The sequence below is a fragment of the Mesorhizobium sp. P2_A12 genome (assembly GCF_056405075.1).
The window spans coordinates 243,601-263,541 of the sequence record NZ_JBFUCU010000009.1 but is presented as its reverse complement, the minus strand read 5'-3'; the positions used below and the strand labels follow the sequence as shown (position 1 = coordinate 263,541).

The 19,941-nt window shown below is 63.3% G+C and carries 18 protein-coding genes; 7 read left to right on the top strand and 11 right to left on the bottom strand.

Annotated features, from left to right (window positions below; all coding sequences use genetic code 11):
• The 8 genes from AC1DZU_RS20995 to AC1DZU_RS20960 all read right to left on the bottom strand — a co-directional run.
• A partial coding sequence (locus AC1DZU_RS20995; RefSeq protein WP_477287913.1) for a calcium-binding protein occupies positions 1–1,148 on the bottom strand: 1,148 nt, incomplete at its 3' end.
• 199 nt (positions 1,149–1,347) lie between these two features.
• Positions 1,348–2,118 (bottom strand): SDR family oxidoreductase, encoded by a 771-nt coding sequence (locus AC1DZU_RS20990; RefSeq protein WP_477287911.1) that lies wholly within the window; start codon positions 2,116–2,118, stop codon positions 1,348–1,350.
• Positions 2,119–2,131: 13 nt separating this feature from the next.
• Positions 2,132–3,127: an ABC transporter permease gene (locus AC1DZU_RS20985; protein ID WP_477287909.1), complete on the bottom strand. Its 996-nt coding sequence runs from the start codon at positions 3,125–3,127 to the stop codon at positions 2,132–2,134.
• A gap of 125 nt (positions 3,128–3,252) precedes the next feature.
• Positions 3,253–4,293 carry a sugar ABC transporter substrate-binding protein gene (locus AC1DZU_RS20980; RefSeq protein ID WP_477287907.1) on the bottom strand — a complete coding sequence of 347 codons (1,041 nt, stop codon included), beginning with the start codon at positions 4,291–4,293 and terminating at the stop codon, positions 3,253–3,255.
• A 39-nt stretch (positions 4,294–4,332) separates the two neighbouring features.
• Entirely contained in the window at positions 4,333–5,097 is a 765-nt protein-coding gene (locus tag AC1DZU_RS20975) for an ATP-binding cassette domain-containing protein (protein ID WP_477287905.1), read from the bottom strand.
• On the bottom strand, positions 5,094–6,260 hold the full coding sequence (locus AC1DZU_RS20970; protein ID WP_477287903.1) for an ROK family transcriptional regulator: 1,167 nt from the start codon (positions 6,258–6,260) through the stop codon (positions 5,094–5,096). Before AC1DZU_RS20970 ends, AC1DZU_RS20975 begins: the two co-directional genes overlap by 4 nt.
• A gap of 237 nt (positions 6,261–6,497) precedes the next feature.
• Complete coding sequence (locus AC1DZU_RS20965) at positions 6,498–7,802, bottom strand: M23 family metallopeptidase (RefSeq protein WP_477287901.1); 1,305 nt, start codon at positions 7,800–7,802, stop codon at positions 6,498–6,500.
• Between the two features lie 145 nt (positions 7,803–7,947).
• Entirely contained in the window at positions 7,948–8,415 is a 468-nt protein-coding gene (locus AC1DZU_RS20960; RefSeq protein ID WP_477287899.1) for a peroxiredoxin, read from the bottom strand.
• A 95-nt stretch (positions 8,416–8,510) separates the two neighbouring features.
• Here AC1DZU_RS20960 and AC1DZU_RS20955 point away from each other — a divergent pair, with 95 nt between their 5' ends.
• Positions 8,511–11,909, top strand: coding sequence for a hypothetical protein (locus tag AC1DZU_RS20955; RefSeq protein WP_477287897.1), 3,399 nt, complete (start codon positions 8,511–8,513; stop codon positions 11,907–11,909).
• A gap of 19 nt (positions 11,910–11,928) precedes the next feature.
• On the opposite strand, the gene tyrS is transcribed toward AC1DZU_RS20955, so the two are convergent.
• The gene (gene tyrS / locus AC1DZU_RS20950) at positions 11,929–13,182 is read right to left on the bottom strand and encodes a tyrosine--tRNA ligase (RefSeq protein ID WP_477287895.1); all 1,254 of its coding nucleotides are present in this window, start codon (positions 13,180–13,182) and stop codon (positions 11,929–11,931) included.
• 45 nt (positions 13,183–13,227) lie between these two features.
• Here tyrS and AC1DZU_RS20945 point away from each other — a divergent pair, with 45 nt between their 5' ends.
• The 5 genes from AC1DZU_RS20945 to AC1DZU_RS20925 all read left to right on the top strand — a co-directional run bounded on the left by AC1DZU_RS20945 (position 13,228) and on the right by AC1DZU_RS20925 (position 17,155).
• Complete coding sequence (locus AC1DZU_RS20945; RefSeq protein ID WP_477287893.1) at positions 13,228–13,434, top strand: hypothetical protein; 207 nt, start codon at positions 13,228–13,230, stop codon at positions 13,432–13,434.
• A gap of 98 nt (positions 13,435–13,532) precedes the next feature.
• The gene (locus AC1DZU_RS20940; protein ID WP_477287891.1) at positions 13,533–14,267 is read left to right on the top strand and encodes a glycosyltransferase family 2 protein; all 735 of its coding nucleotides are present in this window, start codon (positions 13,533–13,535) and stop codon (positions 14,265–14,267) included.
• Positions 14,260–14,592, top strand: coding sequence for a lipid-A-disaccharide synthase N-terminal domain-containing protein (locus tag AC1DZU_RS20935; protein ID WP_095085369.1), 333 nt, complete (start codon positions 14,260–14,262; stop codon positions 14,590–14,592). Before AC1DZU_RS20940 ends, AC1DZU_RS20935 begins: the two co-directional genes overlap by 8 nt.
• A gap of 58 nt (positions 14,593–14,650) precedes the next feature.
• Positions 14,651–16,300, top strand: coding sequence for an ArnT family glycosyltransferase (locus AC1DZU_RS20930; RefSeq protein WP_477287889.1), 1,650 nt, complete (start codon positions 14,651–14,653; stop codon positions 16,298–16,300).
• A 111-nt stretch (positions 16,301–16,411) separates the two neighbouring features.
• Complete coding sequence (locus tag AC1DZU_RS20925) at positions 16,412–17,155, top strand: phosphatase PAP2 family protein (RefSeq protein ID WP_477287887.1); 744 nt, start codon at positions 16,412–16,414, stop codon at positions 17,153–17,155.
• Between the two features lie 20 nt (positions 17,156–17,175).
• On the opposite strand, the gene AC1DZU_RS20920 is transcribed toward AC1DZU_RS20925, so the two are convergent.
• Both AC1DZU_RS20920 and AC1DZU_RS20915 read right to left on the bottom strand, forming a co-directional pair.
• Positions 17,176–17,826: an FMN-binding negative transcriptional regulator gene (locus AC1DZU_RS20920; protein WP_477287885.1), complete on the bottom strand. Its 651-nt coding sequence runs from the start codon at positions 17,824–17,826 to the stop codon at positions 17,176–17,178.
• Positions 17,827–17,863: 37 nt separating this feature from the next.
• Entirely contained in the window at positions 17,864–18,538 is a 675-nt protein-coding gene (locus tag AC1DZU_RS20915; protein ID WP_013532163.1) for an alpha/beta hydrolase, read from the bottom strand.
• Between the two features lie 239 nt (positions 18,539–18,777).
• Between AC1DZU_RS20915 and AC1DZU_RS20910 the strand changes: the two genes are divergently transcribed.
• Positions 18,778–19,941, top strand: coding sequence for a cysteine desulfurase family protein (locus AC1DZU_RS20910; RefSeq protein WP_477287883.1), 1,164 nt, complete (start codon positions 18,778–18,780; stop codon positions 19,939–19,941).

Genomic DNA, 19,941 nt, shown 5'->3' with positions numbered 1-19,941 from the left:
TTCTCGATATTGCCCTTGAAGTGGTTGCCATCGCCAAGGTTGATCGAGACATAGCCATTGACGACATCGGTGCCGTTGGCGCCGGCGGTGCTCTCGTCGACGAGATCGCCGGCATTGTCGACATAGTAGGTGTCGTTGCCGATGCCGCCTTGCATGGTGTCGGCACCTTGCTTGCCGTCCAGCGTGTCGTTGCCGCCAAGGCCAATCAGGATGTTGACACCCGAATTGCCGGTCAGCGCGTTGGCCAGGCTGTTGCCTGTGGCGTTGATCGAAGCCGCACTGCGCAGTGCGACGTTCTCGATGCTGCCCGTGAAGTGGTTGCCATCGCTAAGGCTGATCGAGATGTAGCTGTTGACGATATCGTTGCCGTCGGCGCCGGCCGTGCTCTCATCGACGATATCGCCGGCATTGTCGACGAAGTAGGTGTCGTCGCCGGCCCCGCCTTGCATGGTGTCGGCACCTTCCTTGCCATCCAGCGTATCGTTGCCGCCAAGGCCGATCAGCGTGTCGTTGCCCTCGTCGCCGGCAAGATAGTTGCTGCCGGTTGTGCCGGTGATGGTGTCGGCGAACTGGGTGCCTTCAGCATACTCGATGCTGGTCAGGGTATCCGTGAAGCCCCAGCCGTCAATTACAACGCCGGTCGTCAAATTGATCGTGGCACCATGGGTGATGATGCCGCCGCCATCGACGTCATTTCCATAGTCAAAACCGTCGTCCCTGTAGGAGACCAAATCGTTGCCGGCGCCGCCAATGATGGTGTCGGTGCCGCTTCCCGGCAGTATCATACCGCCGTTTGTTCCCAGATGGATGATGTCGTTGCCAGCCCGGGCATACGCCCAAAAGCCGTCATTTCGCATCGTGATGTTGTCTGCGAAGTAGCTGGCGTTCACCGCTTCGACACTGTTGAGCGTGTCGGTGTTGCCCAAGCCGTCGGTGACGACACCAGTCTGCATGTTGATGGTCAGGCCATTCGTGTAAGCCTCGTAGACAATGTCATCCTCTCCGTCCCCTCCATTCACCTGGTCATTGCCGCCAATCGCCATGAAAATTAAGTCGTCACCGGCCAATGCGTTGATGGTGTCGTTGCCGACCAGGTCCTGAACGCCGGGATTGATATCGTTGCCGACGGTTCCGTTGATGACAGCCATTTGGTCCTCCCGTTGTTTGGCATTTCCCCAACGGAAACTGTATCCTACGGTTGCATTAGAGTCATCTGATATAAAGACGTAGGGTCATCCTGTTCGGCGCCGGCGAAGTGCCTCGCAATTCGAGTTCAACAGTATTGTTGGCAGCTACGATGTTTTCCGAGGAAGCATTACAGCTTCGGAGCGCCGCAGGCGCAAACGATCAAGGCGGCAGGAGCCGGAAGTCGTTGCCCTCGGGCAGCAATTGTCCGCCATCGACAACAATGGTCGTTCCGGTGATGTAGCTGGCATCGTCGGAGGCGAGGAACAGGAAGGCATTGGCGACGTCGCGCGGGCTGCCAAGCCGGCCGAGCGGGATGGAGTCTTCCATGTTCTTGATGTAGGCCGCGCCGCGATGCAGCTCGATCGCCTCGGTGAGGATGTTGCCGGGCTCGACGCCGTTGACGGTGATGCCGTAGCCGGAGAATTCGAGTGCCGCGGCACGGATGAAGCCGTTGATGCCGGCCTTGCTGGCTGAATAGTGGCCGTGGCCGGGGCTGGTCACGTGCGGGCCGGTAATGGAGGAGGTGTAGAGCATGCGCCCGTAGTGCTGCGCCTTCATCGGCACCAGGGCGGCGCGGGTGGCATTGAAGGTGCCGCGCAGATTGACCGCCATGACGCGGTCCCAGTCGTCCGCGCTGGTGTTCTCGATCAGCTGCCAGGGATAGATGCCGGCATTCTGCACGACGATATCGAGGCGGCCGTGGTGTTCGAGCGCCAGCGCCACCGCGGCCTCGGCCTCGGTCATCAACGAAATGTCGGTGCCGATGAAGGGGACGCCCAGTTCGGCCGCCGTCGCTTGCCCGGCTTCGACCTCGGTGTCGGCGAGCACCAGCTTTGCGCCTTCTTCGGCGAAACGCAACGCGATGCCCTTGCCGATGCCGCGGGCGCTGCCGACGATCAGCGCCACCTTGCCTTCTAGTCGTGCGGTCATGCGAGCCGTCCTGTCATGCGAGTCTTTGGCGAATGGTTTGCTTGAAAGCGTCGAGCAGCACGGCGGCCAGCACCAGCAGGCCATGGATCACCTGGGTGTAGTTGGCGGGCAGGCCCATCAGGTTGATCGCCGTGTTGATGGCCGAGAGCAACAGCACGCCGGCATAGACGCCGGGCAGGGTGCCGACACCGCCCTTCAGGCTGACGCCCCCGATGACGACCGCGGCGAAGGCGTTGAACAAAAGGCCGACGCCGAGATTGGCGGTGGCGCCTGATGTGCGGATCGCCAGCAACCAGCCGGCGAGGCCGGCAATGGCGCCGGCCAGCACGAAAGCAATGATCAGATTGCGGTTCACCCGGATGCCGGCGCGGAAGGTCGCGGTCTCGTTGCCGCCGATCATCACGAGATGCCGACCGAACGGCGTCTTGGCCATGATCAACGAGAAGACGACGAAACAGGCAATCGCGATCCAGGCGGTGAGCGGCAGGCCGATGAGGCGCTGGATGCCGAACCAGCGGATGGCGGGCGCAAGATCCTGCGCCGAGCGGCCACCTGAAATGACCAGCACAAGGCCGCGCACCCAGATGTAGGATGCCAGCGTGATGATGAAGGCGCTCATCTTCACCCGCACCACCAGATAGCCGTTGAAGGCGCCGATGAGCCCGCCGACCGCAACCGCCAGCAGCAGCGAAACCGGCACCATCAGCCATTCCGGGTGCAGTTGCACGCCAAGGCCTATGCCCGACGAGCAGAACAGGATGCCGACCGCCATGGCGCTGAGCGCCGCCACGGATTCGACCGACAGGTCCATGTGGCCGGCGATGATGACCAGCGCCAGGCCGATCGACATGACGCCGAGAACGCTCGACGCCTCGATGATGTTGGCGAAGATGCCGAGCTGGAAATAGTTCGGGATAAATATGGAAAACACCACCAGCACGAACAGCAGCATGAACCAGACGAGGTTGTCGAGGACGAACTCCAGGGCATGGCGCGTGCGGGGGTTCATGAGCTGATCCGGCTGGCGCATGACCCCGAAATCAAGTCGATTTTCGGGAGGATCATGCACGGTTGGAATTTGTGGAGGATTGGCTCCGGGCCGAGGTAGGCCCGGAGCACTTTCAAGCGACGTGCTTATTCGACCGACTTGACGGTGTCCGATGGCGGCTTCTGGTTGCCCCAGAAGGCCGGGTTATCGACGTTTTCCTTGGTGATGGCGGCACCGGGGATCTTGATGTTCGGGCCCCAGGCTTCCTTGGTCACGGTCGATTTCAAGCCGAGCACGTCATATTCGCCGGGCTTGATCTCTTGCTTCTTGACGACCTTGTCCATGAACATGGCTACGGCCGCGGCTTGCGCGTAGAGCGGCTGCTCGACTTCGACATTGAGCCAGCCCTTGCGGATCAGGTCGAGGCCGACCGGAGCGCCGTTCGAGCTCATCAGCATGACGTCGCCCGGCTTCTTGCCGGCAGCCTCGAGCGAGGCGACGGCAGCCACCGACAGGTGCGCGGCATGGCTGAAGATCAGGTCGATATCGGGGTTTGCAAGTATCTGGTCGTTGACGATGGTCCCGGCTGCGTCCGCCGCCCATTGCATGGCCGGAAGCGAGATGATCTTGACGTCCGGAAACGCCTTCATCTTCTCCTCAAAGCCTTTCTGGATGTCGAGTGTGTAGGGATCGCCGGGGTCGCCGAGCACCTGCAGGACCTTGCCCTTCACCGCGCCGTTCTTGGCTTTCAGCAGCTTCTCAGCCTGGTCCGCGGCGACGTAGCCGATCTCGACCGTTCCGGCGACCGAGGTGAAGTCGGAGGGCGTCGAGGTGATCTGGCGGTCGAACTCGACCACCGGGATGCCGGCCGCGCGCGCCGCCTCGATGGACGGTTTCAGCGCATTGAAATCGACGGCGGCGAGGATGATCGCCGCCGGCTTCAGCGCGATGACGTCATTCATCTGCGATTGCTGCGCGTCGGTCTTGTTGTCGGCGTTCAGCGTCTTCACCTCGTAGCCGACCTGCTTCAGGAACAGCTCCAGCGCGCTCACCGAGCCGGTCTGGAACTCGTCGAGCAATGTCGGCACCATGTAGTAGACAGTACCTTTGGACTGGGCGAATGCCGGCATAAGCGTGGCAAAGGCCAGTGCCAGGATACCGAAGACAGCAAGAAGTATTCGCTTCATGTCGTTCGCTCCTGTTAAGCCGGACCCCTCTTTTGTCCCTCAGCCCGCCGGTCCGGCACCGGCAAGCGTCTCCCCGGTGATCATGTTGATCACCGCATCGGGACTTGTTTTGTTGCGTGCGACATCGCCCGCCACGACGCCCTGGCGGATCACCACGATCCGGTCGGCGACCTGGAAGGCCTGCTGCATGATATGGGTGATGATGACGACGCCGATGCCCTGGCTCGCCACCTGGCGGATCATGTCGAGACCGCGCCGCGTCTGCTCGACGCCGAGGGCGGCGAACGGTTCATCGAGCAGCACCAGCTTGCCGCCCCAATGCACGAACCGGTTGAGCTCGATGGCCTGCCGCTGGCCGCCGGAGAGATGCTCGACATTGGCGCGCAGCGAAGGAATGCGCGTGCCGGCGCTGGCCATTGCCTTTTCGACGACGGCCTCCATGGCGCGCTCGTCGAGCACGGGGATGCCAAGAACCTTCCTGGTGATCTCGCGGCCCATGAAAAAGTTGGCGACCACGTCGACATTGGTGCACAGCGACAGGTCCTGGTAGACGGTTTCGATGCCCGCCGCCTTGGCTTCGGCGGGCGACCTGGCAAGGAACTCCTTGCCCTCGAACAGCATGCGCCCCGAGGTCGGCTCCAGCCCGCCGGCGATGATCTTGACCAGTGTCGATTTGCCGGCGCCGTTGTCGCCCAGCAGCGCCACGACCTCGCCCTTGCCGATCGAGAAGCTGATCCCCTTCAGCGCTTCGATCGCGCCATAGTTCTTGGTGACGTTGTCGAGCACCAGCAGGGGTTCGCTCATGCCGCAATCCCTCCGGTTTTCAGAAGATCGCGCCCGCGTTCGCGTTCAGCCGTGAAGATCTGGCCGAAACGCGGCGACAGCACCCCGGAAACCGCAAGGGCGGCTGCGCCGCGCAGCACCGAATGCTGCCCGCCCCGCGCGACCATGACGCGCGGCGTCGTGCGGTCCTTTCGCGCCGAGACGGAGTTGTGCAGGCCTTCGGTTGAACCAGCCAGCCGTTCGAGCAGGTCGGTGGAGGCCAGCCCGCCGAGGATGATGGTCTCGGGGTCGAACAGGTTCTCGATGATGGCGACGGCGTTGCGAAAGATCGGGGCGACTTCCGCCACCCAATCGGCCTCGCTGCCACTCCAGCGCCGGAGCGCCTCGAGCGACAGGTACCTTTCGAGACAACCACTGTTACCGCAGGGGCAAGCCTCGCCACCTGGAACAACGGGAATGTGTCCAACCTCGCCGGCATTTCCCCAGGCGCCGCGCAACACGCTGCCGTCATGAACCATGACTCCGCCCAGGCCAACGCCGAAATAAAGATAATAGTATTCGGAAAATTGCGCGCCGAGGCCGTAGAGGCGCTCGCCCATGGCGGCCGCCGCCATGTCGGTTTCAAAGAAGGCCGGCAGTCCGGTCGAAGTCGCCAACCGCTCACGCAGCGCCACATCCTTCCAGCCGGTCATGGTGGTGGGGCCGACAAAGCTCATGGACTCGACGCCGAACGGGCCGGGCAGGGCGAGGCCGACCCCGAGGACGCGCCCTCCCGCCCGCAATCTGGTCAATTCAACCACCATTGCTCCGATCAGGTCGAAGGCGTGGTCGGGCGTCGCGTTCGGGGCTTCGCGGTACGTGCTCTCGATCACGTCGCCGCTCAGATTGATCAAGGCGGCACTGATGCCGAACGGGGTGATGTGGATACCGACGGCATAGCCGCCCTCGGGATTGATGCGCAGGGTCGCCGGGGGCAAGCCGCGACCCTTCGGCTCTTCGCGCAGCGAAAGGATGTAGCCCTGCTCTTCGAGCTCGCGAACGATCGTCGACACGGTCTGGACGGTGAGCCCGACGCGCCTGGCGATCTCGCCGCGGGCGATTGGTCCCTGCAGGCGGATGGACTCAAGCACGATGCGCCGGTTGTACGGCCGCCCGAACTCCTGATTGGTCCCTCGCAGTGCCATGACGTGCGCCCCTTAGGAGAGCTCAGCTTCGCACCGCTTATTTATTCAGTCAAATGGAATTCAAAAATAATTCGTGCACCCGGCACTTCGGGACGAGGGCTTGATTTAAGGGCGCGAAACCATCGTCCGGCAGTCAGGCGGCATGGATGGCGTTGCCGCGGCTCGCCGGGTTGCTCGCGAAGCGGGGCAGATAGGAGTTCGGAGATATTGGGCCAATCAGCTCAGGGCCTGCGCGGCTCAGAGATACTGGGCGACCTTCTTGCCGATCGTGAGGAAGCGCAGGGGATCGATGGCTTCGCCATTGTGGCGGACTTCGTAGTGCAGGTGCGGGCCGGTCGATCGACCGCTGCTGCCGGTCTTGCCGATGACGGCGCCAGCATCCAGTTTCTCGCCCACCGTCACGTCGATTTCGCTGAGATGTCCGTAGCGGGTCGCAAAACCATTGCCGTGGTCGACCTCGACCATGCGGCCATAGCCACCGTTCCAGCCTGCCTTGGTGACGACGCCGGGCGCGGTGACCTTTGCGGCCATGCCGATCGGCGCCCTGAAATCCATTCCGGAATGCAGCGCCGCGGTGCCGAGGATCGGGTCGGTGCGCACGCCGAACGGGCTGGTGACGGAATGGCCTGGAGCCGGGTTTGTCAGCGGCAGCTGGCGCGCTTCCTTCTTGAGATGGTCGAGCGTGTCCAGCGCCTCGTCCAGTTCCTTGACCTTGCTGTCGAACATCATCGAACTGTCGAGCGGGATCAGCGGTCCGCCGACGTCGCTCTCGTTCTTGCCGAAATCGCTGTCTACCGGCAGGCCCGCCGCTTCAAGTGCCTGCGTGATCGCGTCGGCGCTCTTGTAGGCGTTGTCGGCGAGCGTGCTGATGCGGGTCAGTTGATCGCTCTCGATGGATTTCAGCGACTGGTTGATCGACACGAACAGTCGGTCGGCACGATCGGCGGCTGAATCGTTGGGCAGCGGATCGGAGCGGGTCGACCACAACGAGAATGGCCGGGTGTCGCCGGCGCCGAGATCGGCGCCCAGGCTGGCGACCGCGTAGGCCTGCGCCGGCGGCTTGATGCTGCCGGTCACCTCGGCGCGTTTGTCCGGCTTGCCGGCCGCCACCGGATCCTCGGCAGGCGCCGCTCCGACTTCGCTCTCGGCGCGTTCGAGCAGCGGGCCGAGGCGGCCATGACGCTGGCTGAGCTGGCTCTGGCGTTCAAGCAGTTCGCTGACCTTGGTTTCCATCAGCTGCTGGTCGAGCAGCTGGCGGCTGGTGATGCGGTCGACCTGGGCGCGAAGCGCCGAAATGCGATCTTCATAGGCCTGCTGCATGCGTGCCTGCCGCGCCGTGGTGGCGCCGATCAGGTCGTCGCGCAGCACAAGATAGGAGGTTGCCAGCAGGTAGCCGATGGCGATGGCCGCCAGCGCCGAGCCGACAAAGGCCACGAGCCAGGGGCGGATCGTGAAGTGCCTGATCTCATTGCCCCGGGCGATGATGATCGTGTGGGGCTCTTTGCGCCTGCCGAAGACTGCTGACTGACCGGTTGCCTTCACGGGACCAAGCTTTCGTTTACGACACCACGACAGCTTGACTACACATTATTAAGGTTAACAAAGCTTTGCGCTGCGGACTTTTCAGTAACGATTGCCCGTCAGGCGGGCATGGGGTTGCGGGCAGTCGGCTGTGCCGACGAAGATCTCAAAGCGCGCGGACAGCCGCGAGCACCTCTTCGGCATGGCCCTTGACCCGGACCTTGCGCCAAATCCTGGCAATCCGTCCGTCGCGGCCGATCAGGAACGTCGCCCGCTCGACACCCATGTATTTGCGGCCATACATCGATTTTTCGACCCACAGATGGTAGGCCTCGATCACCTTGCGCTCCTCGTCGGCGGCGAGGTCGATGGTGAGGCTGTATTTCGATTTGAACTTGTCGTGCTTTTTGACGTTATCGGGCGACAGGCCGATCACCACCGCGCCGGCCTTCTCGAATTCCGGCTTCAGCTGCGAAAAGCTGATTGCCTCTTGCGTGCAGCTTGTTGTGTCGTCCTGCGGATAGAAATAGAGCACAATGGGCTTGCCGGAGGATGCGGCAAGGCTGAGCGATCCGCCGCCGTCCCGCAGCAGGTCGAATTGCGGCGCGATATCGCCTACGTCTAGGTCAGCCATACCGATGCCCTTGTTTGTGGTTACGCGCCAAGCCACACCGATATAGTGTCGAGCGGGGATTCGTCCACGATCGAGTTCGTACAACGGAAAATTGCGTGGATCAGGAGCAACCGCAGCACGAGAAGATCCGGTTCAGGCGGGATGAGATCACCGACCTGGGGGCCTTTCCCTCCGCGTGCCGCGTGCCGCCGCTGGGTCAGGCGCGGATCGGACGCGGCTTTCGCATCCTGGCAAGGGTGTTCGCCGGTTTCGCCTGCCTCGTCCTGTTGGCGGCGGTCGCTGTCTATCTGGTCGGTGCGTCCGGCGTTGGCTCCGAGCGGCTTCGGGCGGAAGCGGAAACCGCCATCGAGAAACTGGCCAGCGTCGATGTCGATGTTTCGGTGGGGCCGGCGCGCATCACCCTTGATGGATCGAGCTTCATTGCGTTGCAGGTCAGCGACGTCAGCCTGAAGACCGCCGACGGCAAGCCGATGGCCGATGCGGGCCGCGTGCGCTTCGGCGTGCGCCTGATACCGCTGCTGCGCGGGGAAGTGCGGCTGACCAGCGCCAGGATATCCGATGCGCACATCGTCGTGGCGGCGATGCCGTCCGGCGGCGACTGGGCAGCAAGCCTGCGCAATCAGGATGGCCTCGTCGATCCGGAGAAACTGACGGCTGCGGTGTTCGCCAACATCCACAGCGCGCTCGACGCCGTGCGCGAAGATTCGATGCGCCAGATCGATCTTCGCAATGTCGAATTCGTACTGCCCGAAACCGCAACGATAAAGCGGGTCAAAGTCACCGACGCCGCCGTCGTGCAGTCTGGACCGGGCGGCATGCAGTTTTCGTCGCAGGCCGATGTCGACGACAGGGCGGTTACCATTGCCGCTTCCGCCACCCGCGATATCGCGGCACACCGCGTGACGGCGCTGGACGTGAGCATCAATCTGGCGGATCCCAGTGCTGTCACGGGTGCTGCGGATACCACGGCCGCTGCCGGAAAGCTGGGTGCCGTGGCGCTGAAGCTGACAGGATCCGAAGGGTCTGGCACGAATGCATCGCGGCTGACGGCCGCTCTGTCATCGACTGGTTCCATCCTCGATCTCGGCACACGCGGGCTGCTGCCGGCGGACGTCGACGTCGACGCCACGCTGGTTGCGGGCAGCAACAAGGTCCAGGTGGACAGATTGCTGCTGAAGATCGGCCGGTCGACATTCGATTTCGCCGGTTCGATCGGGCCGAAGCCGGCAACCGGAGCGGCCGGCGAGGAACCGGCCTATCGCTATGACCTGACCAGCGACGGTTCCTCGCTGGCGCCTTCGGACTCGCCCGAGCCAGCGCTCACCTTCCTCGCCCGGATTGCCGGTGTCTACAACACGGTGAGCCACAGGCTGGTCGCCGAGCAGATCGCGCTTCGCTCCGCCTCCTCCGGCGAGGCGCTGGGCACCGCCGCTGTGGAGTTCGTCGACGGCAAGGCGCCGGGGATCAACTTGGCGTTCAACGTCCACAACATGCAGGTCTCTCACGTCAAGCAGCTTTGGCCATGGTTTTCGGCACGCAACGCCCGGCTGTGGGTGCTGGCCAATCTGTTTGGCGGCCGCGTCGTCGACGCCAACCTCCAGTTCCACGTCGTCCCGAACCGTCTCGGCAACGGCGTGCCGCTGTCCGCCGACGAGGTGTTCGGTCGCTTCCAGATCGAGGGATCGCGTTTTGACACGGCCGGCCGCATTCCGCCGATACGCGACGCCGTCGGCGTTGTTGGTTTCCATGGCAACGATGTCGACGTCTCCCTGTCCTCGGGCACCGTCTACATGCCCAGCGGCCGCACCGTCGCGGCCAGCAACGGCACGCTGACGGTCAAGGCCGCCAACCACCCGCCAGTCATCGGTGCGCTCGACATCGATGTCGAGGGCGACGCCTCCGCCATTGCCGAACTCGCTTCCTACGAGCCGATCAACGCCATGCGCCATGTCGGCCTTTTGCCGGAAGATCTGTCGGGCAGCGTCACCGGCCATGTCAGGGCTAACATTCCGTTGCAGTCCGGCGTCGACTCCTCGAAGCTCGATTGGCTGGTGTCGCTCGACTACAGCGGCATGTCATTGGCCAAGCCGTTCGAGGGGCAGACCGTGACGGATGCCGACGGTTCGATCACCGTCGACCCTGAAAAGGCGGTGATCTCGGCCAAGGCATCGCTGAACGGCATTCCGGCCGAACTCGACCTGATCGAGCCACTCCGGGATGACGGGCCGCCGCCCAGCCGCAAGGTGGCCCTGGTGCTCGACGACAAGATCCGTGCCGCCGCAATGCCCGGCTTGACGCCGCTGCTTGGCGGAACGGTGAAGGTCGCGATCGACAAGAGCGGCAGCGGCGACCAGAACGTCTCGGCCGATCTGACCAACGCCAGGCTGGACATCCCCTGGGCCGGCTGGAGCAAGGGGGCGGGGGTTCCCGCCAAAGCCACATTCGTCATGACCAAGTCCGGCGACACCACGACGCTGTCCGACTTCGATCTCGACGGGAAAACCTTCTCCATCGAAGGCGACATCGTGCTGGTCAATGGCGCCCTGTCTTCCGCGAAGCTCAGCAAGGTGACCTTGAACCGCGGCGACGATGTCGCGGTGTCGGTGAAGCGGTCCGGCAAGGGCTATGCGGTCGACATATCAGGCAACGCGCTGGATGCCCGCTCGCTGATCAAGCAGTTCACCTCGGACGTCGACACGGCAACCAAGACCACCGGCTCCGATGCCATTTCCGTCAGCGCCGATGTCGATCAGCTGACCGGTTTCCACGACGAGCAATTGTCCAACCTGAAGCTCGACTACAGCGCTGCCGGTTCGCGCGTGAACGGGCTGAAGGTCAGCGCCACGGCAAGTTCGGGCGCCGCGATAACCATCAGCAACACCACAGGTGCCGGGCAGCGCACACTCAACATGCAGTCCGCGGACGCTGGCGCGATCCTTCGGTTCCTCAACATTTACGAGCATATGGAAGGCGGAGCGATCACGCTGGCGCTGGCGGGGCCGAGCGACGGATCGCTGAGGGGCAAGGTCGATACCAGCAACTTCTTCGTGGTCAATGAGCCGAAACTGGCTTCCATCGTCTCGACCACGCCGGCCGGCGACAGCCGCAGCCTCAACCAGGCGGTCAAGGGCAACCTGGACACCTCGCGGGTCAAGTTCGAACGCGGCTACGCCGAGATCGACAAGGGCGGCGGCTATCTGAAACTGGCCAATGGCGTGCTGCGCGGCCCCCGCATCGGCACCACGTTCCAGGGCACCCTCTACGACCAGGACAACAACATGGACATGACCGGCACGTTCATGCCGGTCTATGGCCTCAATCGCATCTTCGGCGAATTGCCCATCGTTGGCGCGCTTCTCGGCAATGGCCGCGACCGCGGCCTGATTGGCGTCACCTATCGCCTCAAGGGCAATGCCAACAAGCCGGTGCTGGATATCAACCCGCTGTCGGTGATCGCACCCGGTATCTTCAGGTCGATCTTCGAATACCGGTGAGAAATACCGGTGGCCGATCTTAGACTGGCCGCACCAGAATGTGTTTTTTCCTGCCGAGTGAAAGCTTTACGATGTTTTCCGGACTCAAATCCTGAAGCGTCACCAGCCGGCGCTCGTCGCTGACTGGCTGGTCGTTCAACCGCACCGCGCCACCCTGCACATGCCGTCGCGCCTCGCCGTTCGATGCCGCCAGTCCGGCTGTCACCAGCAGCGACAGGACGCCGACGCCGGCTTCAAGCGCTGTTTTGTCCACCTCGACGCTCGGCAGCGATTCGGCGAGCGCGCCTTGCTCGAACGTCTTGCGCGCCGTCTCGCTGGCTTGTTCTGCCGCCCCGCGACCATGCAGCAAGGCCGTGATCTCGGTGGCGAGGACCTTCTTGGCCTCATTGATCTCGGATCCGCCGAGCTGCTCGAGCCGCGCGACCTCGTCCAGCGGCAACGTCGTGTAGAGTTTCAGGAAGCGGCCGACGTCGGCATCCTCGGTGTTGCGCCAGTACTGCCAGAACTCGTACGGGCTCAGCATCTCCGCATCGAGCCAGACCGCGCCCGACGCCGACTTGCCCATCTTGGCGCCCGATGAGGTGGTGAGCAACGGGGTGGTCAGCGCATAGAGCTGCGCGTCCTCCATGCGGCGGCCGAGATCGATACCGTTGATGATGTTGCCCCACTGGTCGGAGCCGCCCATCTGCAGGCGGCAGCCGAGGCGCTTGTAGAGCTCGACGAAATCATAGGCCTGCAGGATCATGTAGTTGAATTCGAGGAACGACAGCGACTGCTCGCGATCGAGCCGCAGCTTGACGGAATCGAAGGCCAGCATGCGGTTGACCGAAAAGTGACGGCCGACGTCGCGCAGGAAATTGACGTAGTTGATCTCCATCAGCCAGTCGGCGTTGTTGATCATGACCGCGTCGTTCGGCCCGCTGCCGAATTTGAGGTACGGCATGAAGTTGCGGCGGATGCCGGCGAGGTTGTCGTCGATGTCCTGCGGGGTCAGCAGCTTGCGTGCCTCGTCCTTGAAGGACGGGTCGCCGATCATCGAGGTGCCGCCACCCATCAGCGCGATCGGCCGGTGACCGGTCTGCTGCAGCCAGTGCAGCATCATGATCTGGATCAGCGAACCGGCATGCAGGCTTTTGGCGGTCGCGTCGAAGCCGATATAGGCCGTCACCGTCTCCGTGGCGAAGAGATTGTCGAGGCCGGCATCATCCGAAGTCTGGTGGATGAAACCGCGCTCGCTCATCGTGCGCAGGAAATCGGATTTGAAGGCAGGCATTTTGTGTTTCCCGAAAGCGTCCGGCCAATCTGGCCTGAGCGTGGCGTGCATGAACGCGCGCGTTTAGCACCCAAGCGCGATCAGCAAAAGTGGAATCCGGTTTTGCGTTCGATCGCGCGCCAGGCAGAGATCCGCGATCAGCAAAAGTGGAATCCGGTTTTGCGTTCGATCGCGCGCCAGGCAGAGATCCGCGATGAGCGACCCGCGCGGATGACGCCCGCTATGCTTGCTTCATCGTTTCGGCTGGCGTAATGAGGCGCCGCGCCAAAGGTTCTTGCAGTCCACGACCTCGAGCGGCACCGCACGGCATCCACAAAATGCCATATCCGACGACAGAGCCCCGACGCGACATGCCGGACGCATTGATATCCATCGTCATTCCTTGCAGGAACGAGGCGGCAAATCTGCCGCTGTTGATCGACGAGATCGAGGCCACCATGGCCGGGCGCGACTTCGAGCTGATCATCGTCAACGACGGCTCGACCGACGACACCGCTTCGGTGCTCGAAGCGCAGGCAGCACTTCGCCCGTTTCCGGTACGGGAATTGCGCCACCGGAAATCCGCTGGCCAGAGCCTTTCGGTGCGCTCGGGCGCCTGGGCGGCGCGTGGCAGCATCGTCGCCACGATCGACGGCGACGGCCAGAACGACCCTCAATACATTCCGGTGCTGATCGATGCGCTTCGGCAGGCCGGCCCCGATTTCGGCGCCGCACAGGGGCAGCGTCTCAAGCGCCGTGACAGCAAGGTCAAGCAACTGGCGTCACGTTTCGCCAACTGGCTGAGAAATGCCATCCTGCATGACGAGACGCGCGACACCGGCTGCGGCCTGAAGGCGGTCCATACCGATATCCTGCGCAAATTGCCGTTCTTCGACGGCACCCATCGCTTCGTTCCGGCCCTGGTCATCCAGGAGGGCTATCGCGTCGTGCATTGCGATGTCGTCGATCGCTCGCGCCGGCACGGCAAGTCGAATTACGGCATTTTCGATCGCGGCCTGCAGGGGGTTCTCGATCTCGCCGGTGTCTGGTGGCTGCGCCGCCGGCGCCGCAGAATGCCTAAAGTAGAGGAAATCAGCCGTGGTTAACGTGCTTCAGGAATTGGTGACCTGGCTTCACCAGGTTTTCATCAAGCAGTTTGATGCGTGGATCCTGCTCGGCTTCGTGGCGCAGTTCTTCTTCACCATGCGCTTCGTCGTGCAGTGGCTGGCCTCGGAAAAAGCCAAGCGCAGCGTGGTGCCGGTCGCCTTCTGGTTCTTTTCCCTGTTCGGCGGCGGCCTGCTTCTGATCTATGCCATCCAGCGTCAGGATCCGGTGTTCATCGCCGGCCAGTCCATGGGCCTGTTCATCTACATCCGCAATCTCTGGCTGATCGCCAACGAGCGCAAGACCGCGATGAGCAAGGTCGATTGAACGGCGATCGATCGAGCAGCGTGGCACATCAATCAAAATTCGTCACAGAGGCCGGGACATGGCGGTGAACAGGAATTACATCCTTCTCTTCCTGTTCAGCCTGGTGATGACGGTTTCGGGACTGGTGTCGCTGCCGCCGATCGACCGCGACGAGTCGCGCTTCGTCCAGGCCACCAAGCAGATGGCCGAGAGCGGCGACTATATCGACATCCGCTTTCAGGATGCCTCGCGCTACCAGAAGCCGATCGGCATCTACTGGCTGCAATCGGCGGCCGTGGCGCTGAGCGGCGAGGGCGCTGCCGCTCCGATCTGGGTTTATCGCACGGTTTCCGCACTTGGCATTGCGATTGCTGTCCTGGCCATCACCTGGACCGGCACCAATCTGTTCGGGGCCAATGCCGGCATCGCCGCCGGCCTGGTCATGGCGGCGATCTTCGCCACCGCTTTCGAAGGCCGAGACGCCAAGACCGATGCCATGCTGCTGGCCTGTTGCGTGGCGGCGCAAGGCGCGCTGGCTCAGATCTATCTGGCGTCGCGCCGGAACCAACCTGTCGGCGGCCATCTCTGGTGGATCTTCTGGATCGCGCAGGGTGCTGCGATCCTCATCAAGGGCCCGATTGCGCCGCTGCTGTCGGCACTCACCATCGCCGTGCTGTTCGCCTTCGAACGTGACGGGCGCTGGCTGTCGAAGCTCAAGGTGGGACGCGGCCTGGCGCTCGTCGTGCTGATCGTGCTGCCCTGGCTTGCGCTGATCACCTGGAGGAGCGGCGGCGCCTTCCTGCAGCAAGCGGTCGGCAAGGACATGATCGGCAAGGTCGCCTCGGGCGAGGAATCGCACGGCTTACCGCCCGGCTTCTACATGCTGACTTATTCGCTGTTCATGTGGCCCTTCGGCCTGATCGCGGTCGGCGCCGGGCTCCAGGCCCTCAACCGCCTGCGCGATGACCCCCGGCTGCGCTTCTGCCTCGCCTGGTACATTCCGTTCTGGCTGGTGTTCGAACTGATCCCGACCAAACTGCCGCACTATGTCCTGCCTGCCTATCCCGGCATGGCATTGCTGATCGGCTGGCTTTTGACGCTGTCGCCGCAGGATGCGAACACGCCGCTCAGGCGCTGGCAGGACTGGTTGTGGTGGTCGACCGCATTTGGTCTGGCCGTGGTCAGCCTCGGCCTGGCGGCGGTGTGCGTCGGCGCGCCGATCTACCTCACAGGCACGTTCTCATGGTGGAGCATTCCGGCCGCCGCGGCCGCGCTCGGCGCCGGCTACTTCGCCTTTTCGCGGCAGCTGCAAGTGCCGCTCCGCCGCATCGGTGCTGTCGCGGTCTGTGCTGGCATCACCTATGCGCTGCTGTTCGGCGTCATAGCGCCATCGCTGAAGCCGATCTGGCTGAGCCCGGCCATCGAGGCGGCGGTGCGCGCCAACAAGCCCTGCGACACCACGGTGCTGGCCTCGTCGCGATTTCAGGAACCGAGCCTGGTGTTCCTGGTCGGCACGAAAACGGTGCTGACCAATATCGAGGGCGTCGCCAGGCATCTGTTTGCCGATCCGGCCTGCGCGCTGGCGCTGGCATCGGTCGAGGACGAGCAGAAACTGACTGGCCTGCTGGCGGCACAGGGCAAATCGGTGAACCGCGTTGCCCTGATCGACGGCCTCAACTATTCATCGGGCGACAAACTGTCGCTCGGTCTCTATCGTGTGGCGCCATGACGGCTCGTCGATGACAGGGTCGAATTTCCTATGCTGGTGAAATCGCGCCCTTCCGTTTCCGGTATGCTCCTTGGGGTGGGGCGCCGATCCCTCGACAATTTTCGCGATACGATGCAGATCGCAAGAAAGCGCTTTGCCGCTCGTCCCGCCAGGTACCCGAACATAGTGTGGCCGGTTTGGGGCCTGGTCTGGGTCTTGCTGACGGCGGCAGCGTTTGTTCGCCTCGACACCCCGGCAGGAATGCTTCATGGCCAGTGGTCGCCAGGGTTCGTCCACCTGGCCGACTTTTTCACGCAGTTCGGCCTGGGTGGCTGGTATCTCATTCCATCGGCGCTTTTGCTTGTCGCCGCGAACCTGACGGACTGGCGAAGCCTTTCAAGGCGCTCGCTGATGCTGGTCTACAATTGGACCTGCCTGGCCTTTCTGGTGCTGAGCGCGGCCGGCCTGTCCGGCCTGGCGGTCAATGTGCTGAAATATGCGATCGGTCGGGCGCGCCCACTCTATTTCGACGATTTTGGTGTGCTCGCCTTGCATCCGTTTGCCTTCGATGCGCGCTTCGCCGGTTTCCCGTCCGGCCATGCCACGACCATGGGCGCCGTGTTCGGTGTCGCTCTGCTTTTGTTCCCCCGGCGTTGGTACATCGCCTTGGCGATCACCGCTTGCATTGCCTCGACGCGCGTCTTCGTCGGCGCGCACTATCCCAGCGACACCGTCGCCGGCTTCGGCCTCGGCTGCGCTTTCGCGCTGGCGTGCGGGTTTGTCTTTGCCCGGCTCGGCTTCATCTTTCGCCCGATGCCGTCGGGGTTGCCGGTCCGCAAGAACACGTTTCGGCTGATTGCAGCGAAGGCTGGCTGAAGGCTCGGGTTTGCTGAAGCTTAGTTGCTGTCCAGCCCGCCATAGGACCTCACCAGGCGGGCCATTTCGGGTGACTGGTGGTCTTCGCTTTCGAGCCCTTGCGCAACGCCGACGCGATCGGCGACCGGCCGGTTCTGGCTTACCTTCCACTTGCCGTGGATTTCGCTGATCTCGATTTCCAGCCCGATGATGCCCTTGATCTGCGACTGGATGAAGGGCGCGGGCGCATCGGTCACCGCCCAGGGCGTGGCGCGGCTGCCTTCCTGGGACGCGGTCAGATCGGCGATCTGCTGGGCCAGCCAGGCCTGGTCATCCATCACCTTGACGGTGCCGCGCACCTGCACGATGGCATAATTCCAGGTCGGCACAACCTTGCCGGTCTCGCGCTTGGTCTCGTACCAGGACGGCGTCACGTAGGCATCGGTGCCCTGGAAGACGATCAGCACCGGTGACGCCGGATTGTCGGCCAACAGCTGCCATTGCGGATTGGCCTTGGCCAGATGGGCGCGCAGCCTGCCGTTCGGCGGCACGTCTGCGTCGAGCAGGAACGGGATGGCGTTGGCGACGGGCCCCTCGGCTCCGTTGCAAATCAACAGGCCGAGCGGATGCCCCCGGATCAGCCCGTGCAGGACTTCCGGCCGTGTTTCCCTGAAATGAGGAGGCTCGTACATCGCTGCCCGCTTCCTTTGCCTATCTCGGCCGCTTCGCCTATCTCAGCCGCTTCGGCCGCGGATCCGACAATTCGCCGGCCAGCCGGCGGTCGAGATAGTCGGCACATTCCTCGAGCAGCAGGTCGGCATCGTTGGAGAAGAAATGGTTGGCGCCGGGCAAGGTCTTTTGCGTGATGGTGATGCCCTTCTGCGTGTGCAGCTTGTCGACCAGGCCTTGCACATCCTTCGGCGGCGCCACCTTGTCGGCATCGCCATGGATGATCAGGCCCGATGACGGGCAGGGCGCCAGGAACGAGAAATCATAGGTGTTGGGCTGCGGCGCGATCGAGATGAAGCCTTCGATCTCCGGCCGGCGCATCAGAAGCTGCATGCCGATCCAGGAGCCGAAGGAATAACCGGCGACCCAGCAGCTCTTGGAATCCGGATGCAGCGACTGCACCCAGTCGAGTGCCGCCGCGGCGTCCGACAACTCGCCGGTGCCATGGTCGAACTCGCCCTGGCTGCGGCCGATGCCGCGGAAATTGAAGCGAAGCGTGGTGAAATCCCGCTTCTGGAACATGTAGAAGAGGTCGTAGACGATCTTGTTGTTCATCGTGCCGCCGAATTGCGGGTGCGGGTGCAGGACGATGGCAATCGGCGCGCTCTTTTCCTTGGAAGGCTGGTAGCGTCCCTCCAGGCGGCCGGCAGGACCGGTAAAAATGACCTCAGGCATGAAATACTCCACTTGGTATACGAATGCGCGGCGCCCGGAACATGTCTTCCTCTGGCCTTGACGCAGGGCGAGCGTCTTCTTAGAAGCTAGTTTAGAATTGTTCAAAACTGAGTGGCCAGATGTCGAGCCGGGCCACCCGCGCCGCAAGCCGCGTAAATAGGACGGCTCGCCTTGGAATTTCAAGGAAATAACGCGATACGACGGCGGAATGGCTTCTGACGGGAACCAAACGGACGAAAATGGCCGGAATGCGCGCCTATCTCGACTATAATGCCAGTGCTCCGCTGCTTGCCGCGGCGCGCGAGGCTATGGTCGCAGCACTCGATGTCGTCGCCAACCCGTCGTCGGTCCACACCGAAGGGCGCGCCGCACGGCGCCTGATCGAGACCGCAAGGCGAGATGTCGCTGCGCTGGTCAACGCCAGGCCTGAGCATGTCGTGTTCACCTCCGGCGCGACGGAAGCGGCCTCGACGCTGCTGACATCAGACTGGCAGATGGGGCGCGGCAGCGTGCGCATGAGCCGTCTTCACGTGTCCGAGGCCGATCATCCCTGCCTGTTGAACGGCGGGCGCTTTCCGGCAGCGCAAGTGACGCGGATCGGCGTCGACGCCGACGGCGTCGCCGACCTCGACGCATTGGCGGCCGCACTCGCCCATCATGACAAGGCCGAGGGCGTGCCGCTGGTCGCCATCCATGCCGCCAACAACGAGACCGGCGTCATCCAGCCGATCGATCGTATCGCCGAGATCGTCAAGGCTGCGGGCGGCGTTCTCGTCGTCGACGCGGTCCAGGCCGCGGGACGCGTTTCGATCGATCTATCAGCGGGTTACGCCGATTATCTGATTTTGTCGTCGCACAAGATTGGTGGTCCCAAGGGCGTTGGCGCCATCGTCGCCGCCTCGGATCTGATGATGCCGAAGCCGCTGATCAATGGCGGTGGCCAGGAAAAGGGCCATCGCGGCGGCACCGAGAACCTCGCCGCCATTGCCGGTTTTGGCGCCGCGGCCCGCGAGGCTCTCGCCGGACTGCAGGCCATGGACGCGGTGCGTCATCGCCGCGACGAGATCGAGGCCATCGTGAAAATGCTGGTGCCGGACGCGGAAATCTTTGGAACCGGCGCGCCGAGGCTTGCCAACACGACATTCTTCGCTATTGCGGGGATCAAGGCTGAAACCGCGCAGATCGCCTTCGATCTCGCCGGTGTGGCGCTGTCGGCCGGCTCCGCCTGTTCGTCGGGCAAGGTCGGGCCGAGCCATGTGTTGAAAGCCATGGGATACGGCGACAGCCTTGGCGCCTTGCGCGTGTCGATCGGTGCCGCGACCGGCGCCGAGGACATGGAACTGTTTCGCACCGCGCTGGCGGCAATCGCCGCGCGTCGGGCGAACAGCGAAAAGGCCGCATGA